15 protein-coding genes and 1 other RNA gene are annotated in these 16,980 nt (G+C 63.8%); 2 read left to right on the top strand and 14 right to left on the bottom strand.

The window, feature by feature from the left end:
• Window positions 1-192: 192 nt before the first annotated feature.
• From murB to mraZ, 12 genes are read right to left on the bottom strand one after another with little or no spacing between them, the layout of a single operon-like run.
• Window positions 193-1,158 carry a UDP-N-acetylmuramate dehydrogenase gene (murB, locus tag EJ076_RS24455; RefSeq protein ID WP_126069556.1) on the bottom strand — a complete coding sequence of 322 codons (966 nt, stop codon included), beginning with the start codon at window positions 1,156-1,158 and terminating at the stop codon, window positions 193-195.
• Window positions 1,155-2,561 carry a UDP-N-acetylmuramate--L-alanine ligase gene (gene murC / locus EJ076_RS24460; RefSeq protein ID WP_126069557.1) on the bottom strand — a complete coding sequence of 469 codons (1,407 nt, stop codon included), beginning with the start codon at window positions 2,559-2,561 and terminating at the stop codon, window positions 1,155-1,157. The genes murB and murC overlap by 4 nt, the downstream gene beginning before the upstream one ends.
• On the bottom strand, window positions 2,558-3,685 hold the full coding sequence (murG, locus tag EJ076_RS24465) for an undecaprenyldiphospho-muramoylpentapeptide beta-N-acetylglucosaminyltransferase (protein WP_126069558.1): 1,128 nt from the start codon (window positions 3,683-3,685) through the stop codon (window positions 2,558-2,560). Before murG ends, murC begins: the two co-directional genes overlap by 4 nt.
• A gap of 1 nt (window position 3,686) precedes the next feature.
• Window positions 3,687-4,838, bottom strand: coding sequence for a putative lipid II flippase FtsW (ftsW, locus tag EJ076_RS24470; protein ID WP_027034940.1), 1,152 nt, complete (start codon window positions 4,836-4,838; stop codon window positions 3,687-3,689).
• Window positions 4,838-6,238, bottom strand: a complete 1,401-nt coding sequence (gene murD / locus EJ076_RS24475) for a UDP-N-acetylmuramoyl-L-alanine--D-glutamate ligase (protein WP_126069559.1) — start codon at window positions 6,236-6,238, stop codon at window positions 4,838-4,840. The genes ftsW and murD overlap by 1 nt, the downstream gene beginning before the upstream one ends.
• 8 nt (window positions 6,239-6,246) lie before the next feature.
• The gene (mraY, locus tag EJ076_RS24480; RefSeq protein ID WP_126069560.1) at window positions 6,247-7,329 is read right to left on the bottom strand and encodes a phospho-N-acetylmuramoyl-pentapeptide-transferase; all 1,083 of its coding nucleotides are present in this window, start codon (window positions 7,327-7,329) and stop codon (window positions 6,247-6,249) included.
• A 19-nt stretch (window positions 7,330-7,348) separates the two neighbouring features.
• Complete coding sequence (locus EJ076_RS24485; protein WP_126069561.1) at window positions 7,349-8,806, bottom strand: UDP-N-acetylmuramoylalanyl-D-glutamyl-2,6-diaminopimelate--D-alanyl-D-alanine ligase; 1,458 nt, start codon at window positions 8,804-8,806, stop codon at window positions 7,349-7,351.
• Complete coding sequence (locus EJ076_RS24490) at window positions 8,803-10,257, bottom strand: UDP-N-acetylmuramoyl-L-alanyl-D-glutamate--2,6-diaminopimelate ligase (RefSeq protein ID WP_126069562.1); 1,455 nt, start codon at window positions 10,255-10,257, stop codon at window positions 8,803-8,805. The genes EJ076_RS24485 and EJ076_RS24490 overlap by 4 nt, the downstream gene beginning before the upstream one ends.
• Window positions 10,258-10,311: 54 nt before the next feature.
• The gene (locus tag EJ076_RS24495) at window positions 10,312-12,021 is read right to left on the bottom strand and encodes a penicillin-binding protein 2 (RefSeq protein WP_126069563.1); all 1,710 of its coding nucleotides are present in this window, start codon (window positions 12,019-12,021) and stop codon (window positions 10,312-10,314) included.
• A complete protein-coding gene (locus tag EJ076_RS24500; RefSeq protein WP_109668266.1) occupies window positions 12,018-12,413 on the bottom strand; it encodes a hypothetical protein in 396 nt (131 codons plus the stop codon). Before EJ076_RS24500 ends, EJ076_RS24495 begins: the two co-directional genes overlap by 4 nt.
• 4 nt (window positions 12,414-12,417) lie before the next feature.
• Window positions 12,418-13,434, bottom strand: a complete 1,017-nt coding sequence (gene rsmH / locus EJ076_RS24505; protein ID WP_126069564.1) for a 16S rRNA (cytosine(1402)-N(4))-methyltransferase RsmH — start codon at window positions 13,432-13,434, stop codon at window positions 12,418-12,420.
• Entirely contained in the window at window positions 13,431-13,889 is a 459-nt protein-coding gene (gene mraZ / locus EJ076_RS24510; protein WP_056582893.1) for a division/cell wall cluster transcriptional repressor MraZ, read from the bottom strand. Before mraZ ends, rsmH begins: the two co-directional genes overlap by 4 nt.
• A 411-nt stretch (window positions 13,890-14,300) precedes the next feature.
• Here mraZ and EJ076_RS24515 point away from each other — a divergent pair, with 411 nt between their 5' ends.
• Together EJ076_RS24515 and EJ076_RS35300 are read left to right on the top strand one after the other, a co-directional pair.
• Window positions 14,301-15,416 (top strand): cystathionine gamma-lyase, encoded by a 1,116-nt coding sequence (locus EJ076_RS24515; protein WP_126069565.1) that lies wholly within the window; start codon window positions 14,301-14,303, stop codon window positions 15,414-15,416.
• Window positions 15,417-15,458: 42 nt separating this feature from the next.
• Window positions 15,459-15,602, top strand: a complete 144-nt coding sequence (locus EJ076_RS35300; RefSeq protein WP_164548721.1) for a hypothetical protein — start codon at window positions 15,459-15,461, stop codon at window positions 15,600-15,602.
• 31 nt (window positions 15,603-15,633) lie between these two features.
• Here EJ076_RS35300 and rnpB read toward each other — a convergent pair.
• Together rnpB and EJ076_RS24530 are read right to left on the bottom strand one after the other, a co-directional pair.
• An RNA gene (gene rnpB, locus EJ076_RS24525) (RNase P RNA component class A) lies at window positions 15,634-16,043 on the bottom strand.
• 50 nt (window positions 16,044-16,093) lie between these two features.
• Window positions 16,094-16,798 (bottom strand): transglycosylase SLT domain-containing protein, encoded by a 705-nt coding sequence (locus tag EJ076_RS24530; protein WP_109668276.1) that lies wholly within the window; start codon window positions 16,796-16,798, stop codon window positions 16,094-16,096.
• Window positions 16,799-16,980: the final 182 nt, after the last annotated feature.

Below are 16,980 nucleotides of genomic sequence, written 5' to 3' on the forward strand. Positions count from 1 at the left end.
AACGACTCAAATCAGGAAACGCTTTTGAGCAGAGAATCAGAGAGTTGATTCACTGGCAAGTGCTTACGATTCCGAGAGATTCACTTTCTGAGAAAATGGATGCGAAAAGCGTGTCGTTGAGTCTTTACAGCAACGGTCGCGGGTCGTTTTGGTCCCGTCGAAGTTCATGTATCACATGAAGTTCGACGCGGGCTAAAGCAGCTGTCCGAGAAACTCCTGGACGGCATGCCCCGGCCGGAAATTGCCGATGCGCTTGATTTCCCATTGCAACCGGATGCCGGAATTCTCCAGCACCCGCGTGCGCACCGTCTCGCCGAGATATTCAAGATCGTAGCCGGTCGCGGTTCCCGTGTTGATCATGAAGTTGCAATGCATCGGCGACATCTGCGCGCCGCCGATCATCAGGCCGCGGCAACCCGCCTTGTCGATCTCCTTCCAGGCCGACGTGCCTTCGGGATTCTTGAAGGTCGAGCCGCCGGTCTTCTCGCGGATCGGCTGCACGGTCTCGCGATGGTTCTGCACGGCCTCCATCGCCGCCTTGATGACAGTCTTGTCCTCTGGATACCCCTCGAAAACCGCTGATGTGAAGATCACGCCAGCCGGCACCGCCGAATGGCGATAAGAATAGTCCATGTCCTCGACCAGGAATGTCGTGATTTCTCCCTTGCGAGTAAGCCCTCGCAACTCGACAACCCGTTCGCGGGTCTCCACGCCGTTGGCGCCGGCATTCATGACAAGCGCGCCGCCTACGGCGCCGGGAATGCCGTGGTAGAAATGGAACCCGCCAATGCCTTCCTCCAAGGCAAATGCGGCGAGGCGCTTGTCAGGGGCGGCAGCACCGGCGTTGATCCCGCCAGTTGCTGTTCTCTCGATCTGACCGAAACCTTTCGCCGAAAGCCTGATGACGAAGCCTGGAATGCCGCCGTCGCGAACCAGAAGGTTCGAGCCAACGCCAACCACGGTCAGCGGTATCTCTTCGGGAACCGCGCGCAGGAACGCCGCAAGATCTTCCTCGTCGGCCGGCTGGAACAGCACCTCGGCCAGCCCACCGGCGCGGAACCAGGTAATCTTGTCCATCTCGGCATTCGGCGTGAGGCGGCCGCGCAGGCCGGCAAGCCGTTCGCCAAGTCTGTCGATCAGGGCCTGGCCGTGCATCATGAGACGGTCCCGCCAAGCTCCTTGGGCAACGCATAGGCCCATTGGGTGATGTTGCCGGCGCCGAGGAAGACGACGAAATCGCCCGGCTTGGCCAGATCGCGGATGATGGGCGCAATCGCCGCCGGACCCTCGATGTAGCGAGCGTCGCGATGGCCGCCGGCGCGGATGCGCGACACCAGCGCGTCCGAGCTGACACCGTCGATCGGCTCCTCGCCGGCTGCGTAGACCGGCGCCACCATCACCGTGTCGGCGTCGTTGAAGCAGGTCGAAAACTCGTTGAATAGGTCATGCAGCCGGGTGAAGCGATGCGGCTGGGCAATGGCGATGACGCGGCCCTGGGTGGCGCTGCGTGCCGCCTTCAGCACCGCCGAGATTTCGACCGGATGGTGGCCGTAATCGTCGAATATTTCGACGCCGTCCCACGAACCGGTGTGGGTGAAGCGGCGCTTGACGCCGGCGAAGGACGACAGGCCCTTCTTGATCGCCTCGGCCGACAGGCCGAGCTCATGCGCGACGGCGATCGCAGCCGTCGCGTTGGAGACGTTGTGACGGCCGGGCATCGGCAGGCGCAGGCCTGCAATCGTCGTTTGGCCGCCGGTCTTGCGGTCGCGGATCACCACGTCGAATTCCGAAATGGCACCGGCCATGCGGTGGTTGGTGAAGCGCACATCGGCCTGCGCGTTCTCGCCATAGGTGATGACGCGGCGATCTTCGATGCGGCTGACCAGCGCCTGCACCTCAGGATGATCGGTGCACATCACGCCAAAACCGTAGAACGGCACGTTCTCGACGAACTGGCGGAAGGCCTCGCGCACCTTGTCGAAACTGCCATAGTGATCGAGATGCTCGGGATCGATGTTGGTGACGACGGCGATCTCGGCCGGCAGCTTGAGGAAGGTGCCGTCGCTCTCGTCGGCCTCGACCACCATCCATTCGCCGTCGCCCATGCGCGCGTTGGTGCCATAGGCATTGATGATGCCCCCATTGATGACAGTCGGATCGAGCCCGCCGGCGTCGAGCAAGGTCGCCACCATCGAGGTCGTCGTCGTCTTGCCATGCGTGCCGCCGATCGCCACCGCCTGGCGAAAGCGCATCAGCTCGGCCAGCATCTCGGCCCGGCGCACGATCGGCAACAGCTTTTCGCGCGCGGCCTTGAGCTCCGGGTTGGATTTCTTGATCGCCGTCGAGACGACGACCACCTCGGCATCGCCGAGGTTCTCGGCCTTGTGGCCGACGAAGCATTCGATGCCCTTGTCGCGCAGCCGCTGCACATTGGCGCTTTCGGCCTGGTCGGACCCTTGCACCTTGTAGCCGAGATTGTGCAGCACTTCGGCAATGCCGCTCATGCCGATGCCGCCAATACCGATGAAATGCACAAGGCCGATGGTCTGCGGCATCTTCATGCGTGCGTCCCCTTCCTGAAATCCGAAACGGTTTTTTTCGACGCAATAGCCTCTGTGAGATCAGCGAGCAACCGTGCCGCGTCCGGCCTGCCTGCCGATTTCGCGCCCGCCGCCATCGCCGCCAGCCGCTCGGGAGCATCCATCAGCCCGCCGACGAGCGCTGCGATGCGTTCGGGCGAAAGCGAGGATTGTGGGTGCACTTCGCCGCCGCCGGCAGCGGCAAGGGCCGCCGCGTTCGCCGCCTGGTCGTGATCGAGCGCATAGGGGTAAGGCACCAGCAGCGCCGGCCGGCCAATGACGGCGATCTCCGAGACAGTCGAGGCACCGGAGCGCGAGATCACCAGGTGAGCGGTCGCTATGCGCTGCGCCATGTCGGTGAAGAAGGGTGAGACCTCGACGGCGACGCCAAGGGCGGCATAGGCCGCCTTGACCCGCGCCACGTCGTCCGCGCGCGCCTGCTGCGTGATCACCAGCCGCTTGCGCTGGGCATCGGAAAGCAGCGCGATGGCTGCCGGCACGGCATCGGAAAAGAACTGGGCGCCCTGGCTGCCGCCGAACACCAGCAGGCGGAACGGCTGTTCCCCGGTCGACGCCGCATAAGCCGTCCTGGCCGCTTCCAGCACGGCAGGCCTGACCGGATTGCCCGTCGTCACCGTCTTGACGCCGGCAGAACTGGTGTCCTGCGGCAGGAAGCCGCCGGCGATGGCATCGACGCGGCCGGCCAGCGCACGGTTGGCGCGTCCCATCACCGCGTTCTGCTCATGGATCAGCGTCGGCACCTTGCGCCGTGTCGCCGCGTAGAGCGGCGGCAAGGTCGGATAGCCGCCGAAGCCGACGACGGCATCCGGCTTGATCCTGCCAATGATGGCGGAAGCCTGACGCACGCCGCGCCAGATTTTCCAGAAGGCGCCAAGCAGGGCAAAAGGATTTTTCGAGCCCATCGTCGCCGACTGGATCGGATGGATGGCGGCGGCCGGGAAATGGCTGGCGAAACGCTCGGCACGGTCGTCGGTCGCCAGATGTACCGACCAGCCGCGCTCGTTCAGCTCATGCGCCAGCGCCTCGGCCGGGAAAAGGTGCCCACCGGTTCCGCCCGCCGCGAGAAGGATGACGCCTCTGGCCATATCACTCCGCCGGCACGGCGCGTTGCGACAGGCCAAAGCCCATCTGCTTGCGCTTTTCCGGCCGCTTGCGTGTCAGCGCCAGCACCATGCCCATCGAGATGGCGATGGCGATCTGCGAGGAGCCTCCATAGGAGATGAACGGCAGCGTCATGCCCTTGGCCGGCACCAGCTGCAGGTTGACGCACATGTTGATGACAGCCTGCAGGCCGAAGACGGTGACGAGACCGCCGACCGCATAGCGGGTGAAATCGTCATGTTCCTTCAGCGCCGTGTTGAGGCCGCGCAGCACAATGAAGGCGAAGATCGACATGATGAAGAAGCACATGATCAGCCCGAACTCTTCGCCGGCGACCGAGAAGACGAAGTCGGCATGGCTGTCGGGGATGACCCGCTTGACCGTGCCCTCGCCCGGCCCGACGCCAAACCAGCCGCCATTGATCAGCGCCTCGCGCCCCATGTCGACCTGGAACGTGTCGCCTTCGCCGGTGAGGAACTTGTCGATGCGCAAGGCAACGTGCGGAAACACCGTATAGGCGGCAAAGACGCCGCCGACGCCGGCAGCCCCCAGTGCGACGATCCACAGCCAGGGCAGCCCCGCCATGAAGAACATGATGCCCCAGGTGCCGGTCGTCAGCATGGTCTGGCCGAGGTCCGGTTGCGCCACCAGCAGCGACACGACCAGCACCAGCAGCAGCATGGCGAACAGATTGCCCGGAATGTCGGGCTGGCGCTTGTGTTCGGCAAACAGCCAGGCGCACATGATGACGAAGGCGGGCTTGAGGAATTCAGAGGGCTGGATCGACAGGCCGGCAAGCGACACCCAGCGGCGCGCACCCTTCACCTCGACGCCGATGTAGAGCACCGCCACCATCAGCACCAGCATCAGGCACAGCATGATCAGCGCCATGCGCCGGATCTGCCGGGAATCGAGGAACGACACGGCCAGCATCACGCCAAGCGCCGGCACGGTGAAGATGATCTGTCTTGTGGCGAAGTGGAAACTGTCGAGACCGATGCGTTCGGCCACCGCCGGGCTGGCCGCGAAGGACAAGACGATGCCAAGCCCCATCAGCGACAGGAACGCCGCCAGGAACCAGCGATCGATCGTCCACCACCAGGTCGCAACCGGGCTTTTGTCGAGACGGCTCTGCATTATCGTGCCCCTCCGATGGGTTTCACACCCTCGATAGCATTCGCAGCTTGCCTGAAGGCTTCGCCACGGACTTCGAAATTCTTGAACTGGTCGAAACTGGCGCAGGCCGGCGACAACAGCACCACCGCCTCGCCGCTGTCATCCTTAGCCGCATCATGCGCGGCGTGCTCGACCGCCGCGGCCAGCGTGCCTGAAATCTCGTAAGGCACGGCCTCGCCCAGCGTGGCCGAAAAAGCGGGGGCTGCCTCGCCAATCAGATAGGCCTTGGCGATGCGCGGGAAGAAGCCGCGCAACGGCTCTATGCCGCCTTCCTTGGGCAAGCCGCCGGCGATCCAGTAGATGCGCGGAAAGCTCGACAGTGCCGGCGCCGCCGCATCGGCATTGGTCGCCTTGGAATCGTTGATGAACAGCACATGGTCCTTGCGGCCGACCTGCTCCATGCGGTGCGCGAGGCCGGGAAAGCTTTCCAGCCCTGACTGGATCTCACCAAGTTCCAGCCCGACCTTGAGGCAAGCGGCGACCGCTGCCAGCGCGTTCTGGGCATTGTGCTGGCCGCGCAGCGAGCCGATGCCCTCGAGGAACGCGACACGGCTGTATCGGCCGTGCACCGCCTCCATCAGATCGCCACCGTCGGCGAAATAGCCGTCGGTCAACGGCAGCCGCTTGGAAATGCGGATGACATGACGCCCCGCCCGCTCCAGCCGCTCGGCAATCTGCGCGCACCAGGAATCGTCGATGCCGATGATCGCCGTCTCGCTGCCGGCCACCAGCCGTTCCTTGATCGCGGCGTAGTGCTGCATGGTGCCGTGACGGTCGAGATGGTCGGGCGTCAGATTGAGCAGGATGCCGGCCGTCGGGTTGATCGAGGGCGCGAGGTCGATCTGGTAGGACGAGCATTCGACGACATAATGCCGGTCGGGCTCGGGCGGATCGAGCGTCATCACCGCGCGGCCGATATTGCCGCCCATCTGGGTGTCGCGGCCGGACGCCTTCAGGATATGCGCGGTCAGCGCGGTCGTCGTCGACTTGCCGTTGGTGCCGGTGATGGCGATGAAGGGCGCCGTTGGCGCACTAAGCATTCGCTCGCGGCAGAAAAGCTCGATGTCGCCGATGATCTCGACGCCTGAACCGCGCGCCAGCTCCACCGTCCAATGCGGCTTGGGATGCGTCAGCGGCACGCCTGGCGACAGCACGAAAGCCGAGAACTTCGCCCAGTCGGCACCGCGCAGATCGGCGGTTGCGATTCCGGTAGCCGAGGCCTTGGCGACGCTGTCGGGATTGTCGTCCCAGGCCAGCACGTCCGCCCCACCCTCGATCAGCGCGCGCGCCGTCGCGATCCCCGAGCCACCGAGCCCGAAGAGCGAAACGTGCTTGCCTGAAAAGGATGCGGCGGGGATCAAAGGGCTTCCTATCTCAGCTTGAGGGTCGACAGGCCAACCAGCGCCAGGATGACGGCGATGATCCAGAAGCGGATCACCACCTGGCTTTCGGTCCAGCCGAGCTTTTCGAAATGATGGTGGATCGGCGCCATCAGGAACACCCGCTTGCCGGTCATCTTGAAGTAGCCGACCTGGATGATGACGGACAGGATTTCCACGACAAACAACCCGCCGACGATGACGAGCACGATCTCGTGCTTGGTGGCGACCGCGACCGTGCCGATCAGGCCGCCCATGGCCAGCGAGCCGGTGTCGCCCATGAAGATCGCCGCCGGCGGCGCGTTGAACCAGAGGAAGCCGAGGCCGGCGCCGATGACCGAGCCAAGCACGACCGCCAGTTCGCCGGTGCCGGGCACGAAATGGATCTGCAGATATTCGGCGAAGACGGCGTTGCCGGAGAGATAGGCGATGACGCCGAAGGAGGCCGCCGCGATCATGATCGGCACGATCGCCAGCCCGTCGAGGCCGTCGGTCAGGTTCACCGCATTGCCGGCGCCGACGATGACGAAGCAGGAGAACGGAATGAAGAACCAGCCGAGATTGATGATGAACTCCTTGGCGAAGGGGAATGTCAGCGACGACGAGAACGGCGCCTGGCCATTGTGCATGATCGCCCAGGCGGCGATGCCGGCAATGACGAATTCGAGCGCCAGCCGCGCCTTGCCGGAAAAGCCGAGATGCGACTGCTTGGTCACCTTCAGATAGTCGTCGTAGAAGCCGATCGAGCCGAAGCCCAGCGTCACCAGCAGCACCACCCAGACATAGATGCTCGACAGGTTCGCCCACAAAAGCGACGACCCGATGATGCCCGACAGGATCATCAGACCGCCCATGGTCGGCGTACCGGCCTTCTTGAAATGCGTCTGCGGTCCATCGGCGCGGATCGGCTGACCCTTGCCTTGCCTCAGCCGCAGCGAATTGATGATGGTCGGCCCGAAAATGAAGACGATCAGCGCCGACGTGATCAGCGCCCCGCCGGTGCGGAAGGTGATGTAGCGGAAGACATTGAAGACCGAGACCTTGTCCGCAAAATCGACGAGCAGTGTAAACATGCGCTTTTCGTCCCCCGACCTAGGTCTGTTTTCTGGCTGTCGATTCAGCCGGGTATTTGCCCAGCAGCGCATCGACCAGTTTTGCAAAACCGATGCCCTTCGACGATTTGATCATCACCACATCGCCCGGCTTCAGCGCGGCAAGCAGCACCGGCTTCAGCTCCTCGACACCGGCGCGGTATTCCGTCTTGATCTCGGCCGGCAGTATCTCGGCCAGCGCCCGCATCTCCGGGCCGCCGAGAAAGACGGTCTGTGTCCCGGTGCCGACGATGAGCTCGGCAAGGGCAGCATGCAGCTTGGCCGAGTGGTCGCCGAGCTCGAGCATGTCGCCGAGCACCGCGATGCGACGGCCCTCGCCTGTCACCGGCGTCGCGTTGAGCAATGCCATCGCAGCGGCCATCGATGCCGGATTGGCGTTGTAGCTCTCGTCGATCAGCGTGATCGGCCCGCCGGGGTGGCTCGAAGTCGGGCCACCGGGGTGGCGCAGGACATGGCGCTTGCCGCGCCCGCGTTCGGCCGAAAGATCGGCCAGCGCGAGTGCCACCTTGTCGAGATCTGCGCCGACCAGATGCGCCGCACCCAGCACCGCCAGCACGTTCTGCACCATATGGCGGCCGGGTGCGCCGATCCGCGCCGTCACCTCGTGGCCGCTGATCCTGGCGGTGATGTCGGAATGATCCGCATGCAATTCGCATTTGACGAGCTTGAAGGTCGAGCGCGCATTCTCGCCGAAGCCGTAGACGTGCTCGACACCGGCGGCCTGCGCCATCTTGTCGAGAATCTTGAAGCGCGCGTCGTCGCGGTTGAGGACGACAGCGCCCTCAGGCTCCAATCCTTCGAAAATCTCGGCTTTGGCCTTGGCGATCTCGTCCAGATTGCGGAAGAAGCCAAGGTGGGCGGCCGCGATCATAGTGACGATGGCGACATGCGGCCTCACCATCTTGACCAGCGGACGGATCTCGTCGGGATGGTTCATGCCAATCTCGAACACGGCATAGTCGCAATCATCGGGCATGCGCGCCAAAGTCAGCGGCACGCCCCAGTGATTGTTGAAGGACTGCGCGGAGGCATGCACCTTGCCGACGGCTTGCAGCACATGGCGCAGCGCTTCCTTGGTGGTGGTCTTGCCGGCCGAACCGGTCACCGCGATGATTTTCGCGCTAGAGCGGGCGCGCGACGCAACCCCAAGCTTTTCCAGCGCGGCCAGCACATCCTCGACGACGATGATCGGCGCCGTCAGCCGGCCGAGCGACGGCAGCTTGCCTTCGGCCACCACCAGCACGCCGGCACCGGCCTTGATGGCGGCGGTTGCGAAGTCATGGCCGTCCATCGCCTCGCCCTTGATGGCGAAGAAGGCGTCGCCCGGCTGCAGGCTGCGGCTGTCGATCGAAATACCTGAAATGCCTTCCGGCATCGGCCCGAGAGGCCGCCCGTCCATGGCGGCAACCAGCGCCTCGGAGGTCCACAGCAAGCTCATGCGGCACGCTCCACGAGTGCTGCGCGGGCTTCCTCATGATCGGAGAAATGCAAGGTTTCGGAGCCGATCGTCTGGCCTTCCTCGTGCCCCTTGCCGGCCACGATCAGCGTATCACCGGCATGCAGCATGGCGACCGCCTCGTGGATCGCCTGGCGCCGGTCGCCGATCTCGATGGCACCGGGGGCAGCCGCGAGGATGGCGGCGCGGATCGTTTCCGGCACTTCGGAGCGCGGATTGTCGTCGGTGACGATGACGACATCGGCAAGCCGCGTCGCAATCTCGCCCATGATCGGCCTTTTTCCCCGGTCGCGGTCGCCGCCGCAGCCGAACACGACGATGACGCGGCCGGTGGTGAACGGCCGCACCGAGGCCAGCACGTTTTCCAGCGCGTCGGGCTTGTGGGCATAATCGACATAGACCGGCGCGCCATTGACGGTGGTGCCGACGAGATCGAGCCGGCCCGGCGCGCCCTTCAGTTTCTCCAACGCCATCAAAGCCTTGGCGACGGGTGTTCCCGTGGAAATGGCAAGCCCCGCCGAAACCAGGGCGTTCGAAATCTGGAAATCACCGGCCAGCGGCAGGTCGATCTCGTAGAGCACGCCGTCGGCCTCGACCTCGGCGCGCTGGCGGTGGCGCTCGTGCTCGACCCGCTTCAGCCGGAGGAAATCGCCATGGCGGCCGACAGTCAGCACATTGAGTCCAGCAGCCTGTGCGGCCTTGATCGTCGGCGCCGACCACGGATCGTCGGCGAAGATCACGGCCGGCGCGCCCTTCGGCAGCAGCGTGTCGAACAGGCGCAATTTGGCGCGGTGATAGTCCTCGATGGTCGGATGATAGTCCATATGGTCGCGGCCGAGATTGGTGAAGCCGCCGGCCGCCAGCTTCACGCCGTCGAGGCGGCGCTGATCGAGCCCATGACTGGAAGCTTCCATCGAGGCGTGGGTGACGCCGGCATCGGCCAATTCCCGTAGCAATTGATGCAGAGCGACCGGATCTGGCGTCGTCAGCGAGCCATAATCGTTGCGGCCCGGCGCCACCACGCCGGTGGTGCCGATCGAAGCGGAGGCATAGCCGGCCTGCTCCCAGATCTGTCTGGTGAAGGCGGCGACCGACGTCTTACCGCTGGTGCCGGTCACCGCGACCATGGTCTGCGGCTGCTTGCCGAAATAGCGGGCCGCACTCAGCGCCAGCGCCAGGCGCGGATCATCGACCGCCAATACCGGAGCCGACAGCCCTGCAATGGTGCTGCCCTTGCCCGCCACGATCGCGGTCGCACCGCGCGCGGCGGCGTCGGCGGCATAAACGGCACCATCGGCCTTGGTTCCGGCGAGCGCAAAAAAGACAACGCCCGGTTTTACCTGGCGGGAATCCGAAGAAATCCCCGTAACCTCCAGATCGACGGAAGCTATTCCCTCGACGGGCAGGATACCGGCTAGATCTCTGAGCTTCATCGAGTCCCGTTCACCGCAACAAAATAGCGCGCAGTTGCCGGCGCGCCCTAAGAATCACTGATAGGAAACCAGCGTTGCACCATTTTCATGGCTGAAATCTGGCTTCACGCCAAGCATGGCAGCCGCACGTCTGATGATGTTTCCCGCCATAACGCCCGCATTCGAGGCCGCGACGTCTGTCATGCCAGGCTTTTCCGGGTGCGGGGCATCGGCAATCGTAAACACAAGGTACTGCGGATCGTCCATCGGGAAGGCGGCGACGAAGGTGTTGAAATTCAACTCCTTCGAGTAGCGGCCGTTGATGACCTTCTCGGCTGTTCCGGTCTTGCCGCCAACCCGGTAGCCGGGGACTCTGGCGTTTCTGGCCGAGCCCTTCTCGGCGTTGAGCGTATAGAGGTAGCGCATGCCTTCGACGGTCTTTTCGCTGACCACTTTCTTGGCTGTGGCCATCGCTTCCGCCTGCGTACGTATCAGGAAGGTAGGGTTCATCAGGAAGCCACCATTCATCAGCGCCGCGCAGCCTACAGCCGCTTGCAGCGGTGTCGTCGATACGCCGTGGCCGAAGGCGATCGTGAACGAATTGACCTGTTTCCAGACCTTCGGTTCAGTCGGGCGGGCGACTTCCGGCAGTTCAGTCTGCATCTTGTCCAGAATGCCAAGGCGATGCAGGAATTCGCGGTGCCCCTCGATGCCGACCATCTCGGCCTCCCTGGCCGACCCGATGTTGGACGAATAGAGGAACACCTCCGGCAACGACAGCACACGGTTCTTGCCGTGGAAATCGTGAATGGCCTGATGGCCGACCCGGATTGGATGCGAAGCATCGAAGCGGCTCGCCATCGTCGCCTTGCCGGAATCGAGCGCCATGGCTGAGGTGAAGCTCTTGAAGGTCGAGCCCATCTCATAGAGACCCGCCGACATGCGGTTCAGCCGGTCCTTGTCCTGTGCATTGTAAGGATTGTTCGGATCAAAATCCGGCACCGAGGCCATCGCCACCACTTCGCCGGTCTTTACGTTAAGCACAACGGCGCCAGCGCCCATGGCGCGATAGCGCTCCAGGCCGGCGGCGATCTCGTCGCGCACCACATGCTGGACGCGCAGATCGATCGAAAGCTTCACCGGCTTGAGATCCTTGGCCACCGCGAGGCCCGATGCCTGCAGGTCGCTCAGGCCCTGCTCGTCGACATACTTCTCCATTCCGGAGATGCCCTGGTTGTCGATGTTGGTAAGCCCGACAATGTAGGACGAGGTCTCGCCGCTCGGATAGAAACGGCGCTTCTCGGTGCGGAAGCCGAAGCCGGGAATGCCGAGCTGCATGATGTCGGACTGTTGCTTGGGCGTCAGCTGCCGCTGCAGCCAGACAAAGCCGGCGCCGCTCTTCAGCTTGTGGTAGGTCTGCTCATAGTCGATGTCCGGAAGCACCGTCGACAGCTTCTCGATTGCCTCGTCGGCGTCGACAATCCGGCGCGGTTCTGCAAACAGCGACGCCGTTTTGATGTCCGTCGCCAGCACTTCGCCGTTGCGGTCGACAATGTCGGGCCGCGATGCCGTCACCCGGCTCTGCGGACCGCCCGACATGTCGGGGGTCTGGAAGCCGAGATACACCAGCCGTCCGGAAATGGTCGAGAAGATGCCGAAGAACACCGCCATCGTCATCACGATACGCGTCCTGCCCTTGCCGCCGGTCGCCTTGCGGGCGCCATCGACCACGATCGATCCGTCTTCATTCGCCCTGGCGCGACGCTTCAGCAGTTTGCCGATCATTGGGCGATGCCTCCGGTCACCACGGGGTCCCTGCCGCCCGGAGGCGCTTGGTCGGAATTGTCGGCCATACCGCCCTGGCGTCCGTTCAGGATGTCCTGAATGTCCAGGGCTTTGGCCGGCAGATCACCGATGCCGACGATCTGACGAGCGCTGACCGGTTCCAATGCGAGCTGTGATTTGTAGAGTTCGGTCAGCTTCTGCAGCCGCGACGGCTGGGTGAGCAGGCTCCAGTCCGCCTTGAGCAGGTCGATCGTGTCCTCTTCATAGCGTATCTGCGCATGGATCTTCTGCACCGACGCCAATTGTTCCTCGGCCTCGCGCTTGGCCTTGTAGGTAAGGGCCGCCGCCGCAACCATGACGGCGATCAGGACGATGTCGCTGGTACGAAACACTTAGCTACCTCTCCCCCGGCCGGTCGATACCGGGAAGCTTTGGAAGGCCGAAAATCGAAAAGTCGCCACTGCGGGCCGGCGCCTCGGTGCGGATCGCCGCGCGCAGCCTGGCCGAACGGGCGCGCGGATTGGCCGCCACCTCGGCGTCGCCGGCCGTCACGCCGCCACCCGCCTTGCGGAAGGTCGCGGTGCGCGCATGAGCCTCGGGCAGGTGACGCGAGCCGGTCGCGACGTCGGCTCGGTCGGCGATGAAACGCTTGACGATGCGGTCTTCCAGCGAATGGAACGTCACCACGGCGAGCCGTCCGCCCGGCTTCAGCGCGCGTTCGGCGGCAAACAAGGCCTTGGCCAGTTCGCCAAGCTCATCATTGACGAAGATGCGCAGCGCCTGGAAGACGCGCGTGGCCGGATGAATCTTGTCCTTCGGCGCGCGGCCGACATGCGTCTCGATGGCGTCGGCGAGTTCCAGCGTGCGTTCGAACGGGCGCTTTTCGCGACGAGCCTCGATCATGCGGGCGATGCGCCCGGCATGGCGCTCCTCGCCGAGGAAGCCGAAGATGCGGGCAAGGTCGCCCGGTTTGAAGCTGTTGACGACGTCGGCGGCGCTCAAACCAGCCTGCGCCATGCGCATGTCGAGCGGCCCGTCGGCGCGGAACGAAAACCCGCGCTCGGGCTGGTCGAGCTGCATCGAGGATACGCCAATGTCGAGCACGACGCCGTCGGCGCGCTCGACATGTTCGTCCAGCGTCGAGAACGGCGCCTGCACCAGCCGCAGCCGGCCACCCGACTGCGCCTCGAGATCCCGCCCGGCAGCGATTGCATCCGGATCGCGGTCGATCGCCACCACGGAGGCGCCCGTCGCCAGAATGGCCCTGGTGTAGCCGCCGGCGCCGAACGTGCCGTCGATGATGATGTCGCCCTGCGCCGGCGCCAGCGCTTCGAGCACTTCGCCAAGGAGGACCGGAATGTGGCGGGCCGATCCGCCAACGGCGTGAAGGTCATCGCCGTGGCTCGCCGTCATTCCGGTCGCTCCCCAGGCTTCGTCCCCTGCCGAAGCTGCAAAAGCCGGGCCCGCGCTTGCGCCCCATAGGCGGCAAGCCGTCCCGGCTCCCAGATCTGAAAGAAATTGCCGCGCCCGACAAAGGCCACTTCCGCCGAAATGCCGGTGTGTTCGCGAATGAAATCGCTCATCGTGATGCGGCCGTCCTGGTCGAGTTTCAAGAAGGTTCCGTCGCCATGGCAGAAGAACGACATATCGTCCGCCGTCTGCAGGAAGGGATCTTCGAGCGCGATGCGCTGCTCGTAGCGGTCGAGCAGGTCGAGCCCGCCGACATCCATCGCCGGCAGATCCAGGCAGCGCAGCGCATAGAGTTCCGAATAGCCGCGCTTCTGCACGACAGCACGGAAATGCGCCGGAACAGACACCCGTCCTTTCGCATCGATCCTGCTTACCGTGTTTGACAGAAACCGGTCCATTAAACGCTACAGCCGCTTGCGCCGCCGCCCCCCTCTCCATCTTGTCGCACGCGCCGCCGCAGCGCGTTCCCTGCCCCGTATCAACCTCGTCCGCACGGGCAAAAACCGGCAAACGCGCAGCCGCCGCGGCTGCCCGATTGGCGTACGCTTTACCCTGACGCGGAACGAAGGCTTTGATGTTGAAATGGGATATCATGGGGCACTATGGGCGTCAACGGGAATAGGCTTCACAAACACGCGCGCCGCGATCAATGAGAGCAGCCGTGACGGCACGTCTCGTCTTTATGGATCATTAAGCCTAACGAAGCGTTTAGAGCCGCCTGGCCCAACCGGACGCGCCTTGCCGCGAGCCGCTGCCGGGCATAGCGTCTGGCCACATCTCGTCGATCACCAACAGGGTTAGAAATATCGATGTCTGAAACAGTGAGCAGTCGCGCCGCAGCACTTCCCCATCTGCGCAATAGCGGGCTTGCCATGGGCGATTCCATCCCCCTGCCCCTGACCATGGCCGCTATTTTTCACGCGCCCGGCGACGCCACCGGCTTCAACCAGTACGGCCGCTTCAGCAACCCGACCTGGGATGCGGTTGAACATATGCTGGCTCATCTGGAAGATGCGCCCTGCGTCGCCTTCCCTTCCGGAATGGCGGCAATCTCGGCGGCGTTTTTTGCCGTGCTCAAAGCCGGCGACCGTATCCTGCTGCCTTCGGACGGATACCACACGACAAGGGCGCTGGCCGATCGCTTCCTCAAGCCGCTCGGCATCACCTACGATGTCAGGCCGACTTCGACCTTCCTCGATGGCGGCTTCGATGGCTATCGCGTGGCGTTTGTCGAAACCCCTGCCAATCCGGGGCTGGATATCTGCGACATCGCGGCCGTCGCCGACGCTGTTCACAAAGCCGGCGCGATCCTTGTGGTCGACAACACGACCATGACGCCCTTCGGCCAGCGGCCGCTCGACCATGGCGCCGATATCGTCGTTGCCGCCGACACCAAGGCACCCAATGGCCATTCCGATGTGCTGTTCGGCCATGTCGCCAGCCGCAATGCCGATATCATCGCCGCCGTGACCGGCTGGCGCGAGGTTTCCGGCAGCATTCCCGGGCCGTTCGAAGCCTGGCTAGTGCATCGTGGCCTTGAAACGCTGGATGTGCGCTTCGACCGCATGTGTTCCTCGGCGGAGGTGATCGCGCGGCGGCTGCAGGGTCACCGGGCAATCAGCGGCCTGCGTTATCCCGGGCTGGAAGGCGACCCGTCGCACAACCTAGCCCGCGCCCAGATGGAGCGCTTCGGCTTTCTCATCTCTTTCGAGCTTGCCTCGGAGGACAAGGCCGAGGATTTCATCAACAACTGCGAACTGATGCAGGCCGCGACATCCTTCGGCGGCGTCCACACCTCCGCCGAGCGGCGCTTGAAGCGAGGTGATGCGGTTCCCGCCGGTTTCGTTCGCCTCTCGGTCGGCTGCGAGCCGGTGGAAGAGCTTTGGAAGGCGATCGAGGCGTCGTTGGACAAGATCAGCGGCTGACTGGGCCGATCACGGGCCGAGATCATCGGCTTCGATGTTGCGATGGCCGTGCAGCACGCGGATGGTTTCGATCGTGTCGTCACCGACACGATACGAGGTGAGATAGTCGCCGACGACGAGCTGATGACGGATGCCGGGCTGAACAAGCTTGAATCAACAGGCGCACCCGAGGGCGCAACCTGCTGATCTCAAAGACTTCTCTTCGATCATGGAGAGAATTGCCAGCTGGCCTGTAAGCCGGGTTCTGTATGGCCCTCGCCCCTTGCGAAGCGAGAACGTGGCGGCCATTCATCTTGGGCGCATGTTGCCATGCGCCTCACGCAACCTACCCGGACGGTGAGCCGGAAACAGCCCTCGAGGGTTTCCCCTCGCACCGCCCCTATTCGGTCTTGCTCCCGGTGGGGTTTACCGTGCCGCTCCTGTTGCCAGTCGCGCGGTGGGCTCTTACCCCACCCTTTCACCCTTGCCCCGAATCCGGCAAGCCGGATCGTGGCGGTTTGCTTTCTGTGGCACTTTCCCTGGGGTCGCCCCCGCCGGCCATTAACCGGCACCGTGTTTCCATGGAGCCCGGACTTTCCTCACCCGCGACCTTTCGGCGTTTGCGGGTGCGGCCGCCCAGCCAGCTGGCAAGGCGTATAAAGGGGTTCACGCCCAAAAACGCAAACGAAAAAGCAGACTTATGCGGGCGATCCAAGCGCAGCCATCTGCACCTTGACCTTGCCGCAATAGGCGGCTGACACCGGGTTCATCCGCGTTGCAGCGTGTCCGGCATTGTATTTCAGAATCGTGCCGCAGGTGGTGCCGCCGCCGAGACTCCGCGCCATGGCAAGGTATTTCATGCCGTATTTGATGTTGGTGTCGGGATCGAACAGGCCCTTGGCGGAACCGTTATAGCCCATCATCCGCGCCGTTGCCGGCTTGATCTGCATCAGGCCGATCTCGCCGGCGCTGCCGACGATGTTGGGCCGGTAGTTGCTCTCGATCTTGATGACCGCCGTGGCGAGCGACACCGGCACGCCTTCGATCGCCGCATAGCGGGCAACGATTGCGGAATACTGACCGCTGCTGGCAACTGCGGCCGTCGACGCCGCAGCGTTCCTGAGGCCAATCGACGCCGTTGCCGTCATGTCGACGGTCTTGCGGCCGCGCTTCGTCTGCCTTTTGGCGGTGGACTTCTTCGCTTTGGACCAGCTTGCCTTTTCCGCTTTGGCGGAAGCCCGCTTCGTCGCCTTGGCGTCGTGGCCTGCCTTGCCGCTTTTGGCGGATACTGCGACAAACCCCTGATCGGCCCGCGGATTGAATGACGCGGCGTTCGCGGAATTGAAGGCAAAAGTCATTACGCCGGCAGCAAGAGCTGCCGTTAAAACGGTCAATTTCTGCATGTGATCCTGTTCTGTCTGGGCTGCGCGAAGATGTTCACGCAGCAACGCCTAATCAATATCGGAACAACCCGGGGGCTGGGGGGTTCGACATCTGCACGTCAGCCGTTTGACGTTCGAATTGGTGCCAAACAAGGCCAGGCAAGTCACTTTGAGTGACAGCTTGTAATTTAAGGACTGGCAGG

Origin of the sequence: Mesorhizobium sp. M7D.F.Ca.US.005.01.1.1, assembly GCF_003952545.1 — a bacterium.
GTDB classification, from domain to species: Bacteria; Pseudomonadota; Alphaproteobacteria; order Rhizobiales; family Rhizobiaceae; genus Mesorhizobium; species Mesorhizobium loti.